We start from the raw sequence: 3,138 nt of genomic DNA, 5'->3' as shown, positions 1-3,138 counted from the left end.
GGCCATCGCCGGCCTGACAGAAAACCCCGGCCCGCGCAGCTTCAGCGCCGAGCAAATGGAAGCCCGGGCCCAGGTGCTGTCCAGCGCCTTCAAGCTGGCCCGGCAAGCCGTGCGCGAGATCATCAGCAAGAGCAGCCAGGCCTAAAGCCTTGGCCGGGCGTGGGTTCGTTCCATGTTCCAATGCAGGTTCGCCCGTTTTGGGTCACGCGGCTGATTGACTTTGGCCGAAGATAGCAATATTGTTATAACAGGGCCCACCGGATGCCCGGGACGGAGGTTCGCGCATTTCGGGAATCGGACGGCAAGGTGCCGATCCTGGAGTGGCTCAATTGGCTAGAAGTTCGGGAGCCGAAGGCGTATGCAAAGTGCCTGGCGAGGATCATCCAGCTTGCGGAAGCGGGATTCGACATGCGCCGGCCACACGCAGACACGCTTCGCGACGGGATCCACGAACTTCGCGCTACCACCGGCAACCGCCATTACCGAATCTTGTATTTCTTTTACGGAAAGAACGCCGTCGCTTTGTCGCACGGCCTGACAAAAGAAGCGGAAGTTCCGGACGCGGAGATCGACCTTGCCATCGAACGAAAGAAACTCGTCAAATTGAATCCCGACATCTGCACCGCCGACCTGGAACTGTGAGGGCGTACGAAGATGGCACGCACGACGAAGAACCTGGTCGAAGTAATCCGTAGCAAGCTCGCCGCCGATCCGGATTTGGCCGACGCCGTCGAACACGAACTCTTCAATGCGAGTGTTGCCACGGCAATCCACGATGCCCGGGCGGCCGCGGGTTTGACGCAAAAAGAACTAGCGGACCGGGTTGGAACGTACCAATCCGTGATCGCGCGATTGGAAGATGCGGACTATGACGGGCACTCGCTGAAAATCCTCAACCGCATCGCCGAGGCACTTGGACGACGCGTCGAAATACGATTTGTCGGGCAGCCTCGGGGCAAGCAACCCAAGACCCTCCGTAAAAAAGTTGCGGGCCAACGCTTGAATTGAGGCGGATGTTCCTCGGAAAGGTTCCACTCTTGAAAGCCTCGCGAAAAACCAAGAAACCAGCCGCGCTGTTGGGCCTGGGGCTCGACGGCGATGATGGCCATACGCGGTTGACCCGCGGCAAGAATTTCGTGCTCTACGGCGGATCGGAAGAAACGCACGGCCAGATGCAGGAAACGGCCGTCAAGCTCAACGAGCGGCTCGACCGCCTGGGCAAGCGGCTGGAAGACGTCCCTCCGCGCGACCTGTCGCAAATGCTCCGCGAGATCACCGAATAGCCGGTGCCGGCGGCGCCTCAAGGCGCCCCTTCCAGTGGTACTTCGGCGCGATCCGTAATTGGCCACAAGACCCAATCGCCTCGGGGCTGTTGATCGAGCGCCTCGATGTTGTCCCAGCGCCAAGCGCGCGTGGGCTCGGACGGCTGATCGAAATCGACCGCTGCTCCCCCAGCAAGACGAGCGGGCACACCGCCGTCGTCCTCTCCGTCCGCTCCCCGCGAGTAAACGACCGGACTGCCGTCTACAAGCCGATAGCAGATCGGGCTGTCGGACAATTGATCTGGTGGAACCCGGGCTAGAAACTTCGGCACTAGCTCCTCGATCGTCTTTGGCCACGAGCCATGCGCCAGCCGATACCGGGCTGCGGCGCTGACGACAAGGATCGCATCGCGCTGCTGCCGTACCTGCGCCCGGCGCAAAGCGGGCCCAAGGGAATCGAAAAGCATCAATGTTAGCAGGCTATTGCGCTTGTCGGCCTTGAGGCGCTTCAGTTCGGTGAAATATGGGGACTTGTCTATTTGCAGTATTGGCGTAGCCAGGCATTCTTGCCACAGCTTGAACAGCCGCTCGTAACGATCAACGACTTGCCGCCTCGACCAGAACCGACCAGTCGTCAGCGGAGCCAGGATCAGCATTCGCCAGCCCGGCTCGTCGCGACCTCCGAGTGCCTGCTCGACGGCTGGGGCGAACATGTGGCCGTCGCCCTGGCCGTCGTCCGTATAGACCCGTTGAACGAGGTCCATAAACACGAGTCGCTCGCCGTCGACGCGCAACGGGATGTCACCACCGCCGAATGCGAGCGCGCCCTGCTCGAGTTTGCGTAACTGATCGTCCGAGAATGGAATTGTCGGAAGCTCCAGCAGCAGTCCCAAACTGTGCAAGGCACGCGACAACTCACGCGCCCCGGCCAGATCGGAGATCAAAAACTCTGATTCGCGAAGCTGATCGGCCAATCGCATCACGGCCAGCAAATCATCGCCGGCGAGTCGGCCGTTGCCCCGGTTGCCGGCCAACATGGCTTCTGCCCGCAGGCAACAAGTCAGGTTGGTGAAGGTGGAAAATGGTAGCCGAACCCCTATGAGACACGGGTTTTCGCTTGGTGCCTGCAAGCTTTTCTCGAGTTGCGCCCGAGTCAGCTCGGGGTGTTCGCTGACGGCCTCTTCGAGCGTCGCACGGTCGCGCAGCGGATAACCGAGTGCCGGCAGTTCTGCCAGTTCCCTCGCCTGTGCGAGGATTGCCCGCTTAGCTTCCACGAACGACCAGACATCCTCTCGCGTTAGCACCTCCGCCGGTTCGCCGCCCCAAGGCTCTGTCGGCCAGTCTCGGGCCAGCTCGGCCAGAATCGGAAGATAGCGCCGCCAGCCACGCTCGGACTCCGGCAACGCCAAGATTCGCTGATTGATCTCGGCGGCATAGTTATGCGTCAACTTCGGCCGGTCATTCCAATACCGAAACGCGACCACACCGTAGGCGCAACCCAAAACGACCAGCACGATCGCCACTTGCACGAGCGGCCAAAACCATTTGCTGCGCGGCGGTCGCGGCAAAACCAAATCGCAATCGCCATCCATGACCGGAGTCTGCAACGGCCAAAAAATGCGTCGTATGTCCAATGGCCACCGTCGCCCGTTTTCTAGTCCTCAAAACTCCGCCAGGTCGGCCGGCTTGACGCCTTTGCTCGCTCCGCCGGCGCGGAAGGGATGGGCCACGTAGCGGCCGACCAGATCGACGTTGCTCTTGGCGGCGATCTTGTCTTCCATGCCCAAGCCCCAGTAGCAGGAGTTGACCAGCATCCGCCGATAGCCTTCGCTCTCCATGTCCTGGGCCGAACCCATCGTCGTGGTAAACACGCGGG

Annotated in this window: 5 protein-coding genes; 3 read left to right on the top strand and 2 right to left on the bottom strand. The window is 61.2% G+C overall.

Translation table 11 applies throughout. The features are described from left to right. Window positions 1-261 precede the first annotated feature (261 nt). From VGG64_26230 to VGG64_26220, 3 genes are read left to right on the top strand one after another with little or no spacing between them, the layout of a single operon-like run. Window positions 262-642, top strand: a complete 381-nt coding sequence (locus VGG64_26230) for a type II toxin-antitoxin system RelE/ParE family toxin (GenBank protein ID HEY1603129.1) — start codon at window positions 262-264, stop codon at window positions 640-642. A 12-nt stretch (window positions 643-654) separates the two neighbouring features. Next, window positions 655-1,008, top strand: coding sequence for an XRE family transcriptional regulator (locus VGG64_26225; GenBank protein HEY1603128.1), 354 nt, complete (start codon window positions 655-657; stop codon window positions 1,006-1,008). A gap of 29 nt (window positions 1,009-1,037) precedes the next feature. After that, window positions 1,038-1,283 carry a hypothetical protein gene (locus tag VGG64_26220; protein ID HEY1603127.1) on the top strand — a complete coding sequence of 82 codons (246 nt, stop codon included), beginning with the start codon at window positions 1,038-1,040 and terminating at the stop codon, window positions 1,281-1,283. A gap of 17 nt (window positions 1,284-1,300) precedes the next feature. On the opposite strand, the gene VGG64_26215 is transcribed toward VGG64_26220, so the two are convergent. Next, window positions 1,301-2,854, bottom strand: coding sequence for a hypothetical protein (locus tag VGG64_26215; protein ID HEY1603126.1), 1,554 nt, complete (start codon window positions 2,852-2,854; stop codon window positions 1,301-1,303). Window positions 2,855-2,923: 69 nt separating this feature from the next. Continuing rightward, the coding region (locus VGG64_26210; GenBank protein ID HEY1603125.1) for a hypothetical protein at window positions 2,924-3,138 on the bottom strand (215 nt) is incomplete at its 5' end.

This window comes from Pirellulales bacterium (genome assembly GCA_036490175.1).
GTDB lineage: Bacteria > Planctomycetota > Planctomycetia > Pirellulales > JACPPG01 > JACPPG01.
The sequence above is the reverse complement of the archived record's forward strand: the minus strand, read 5'-3'. Positions and strand labels throughout refer to the sequence as shown.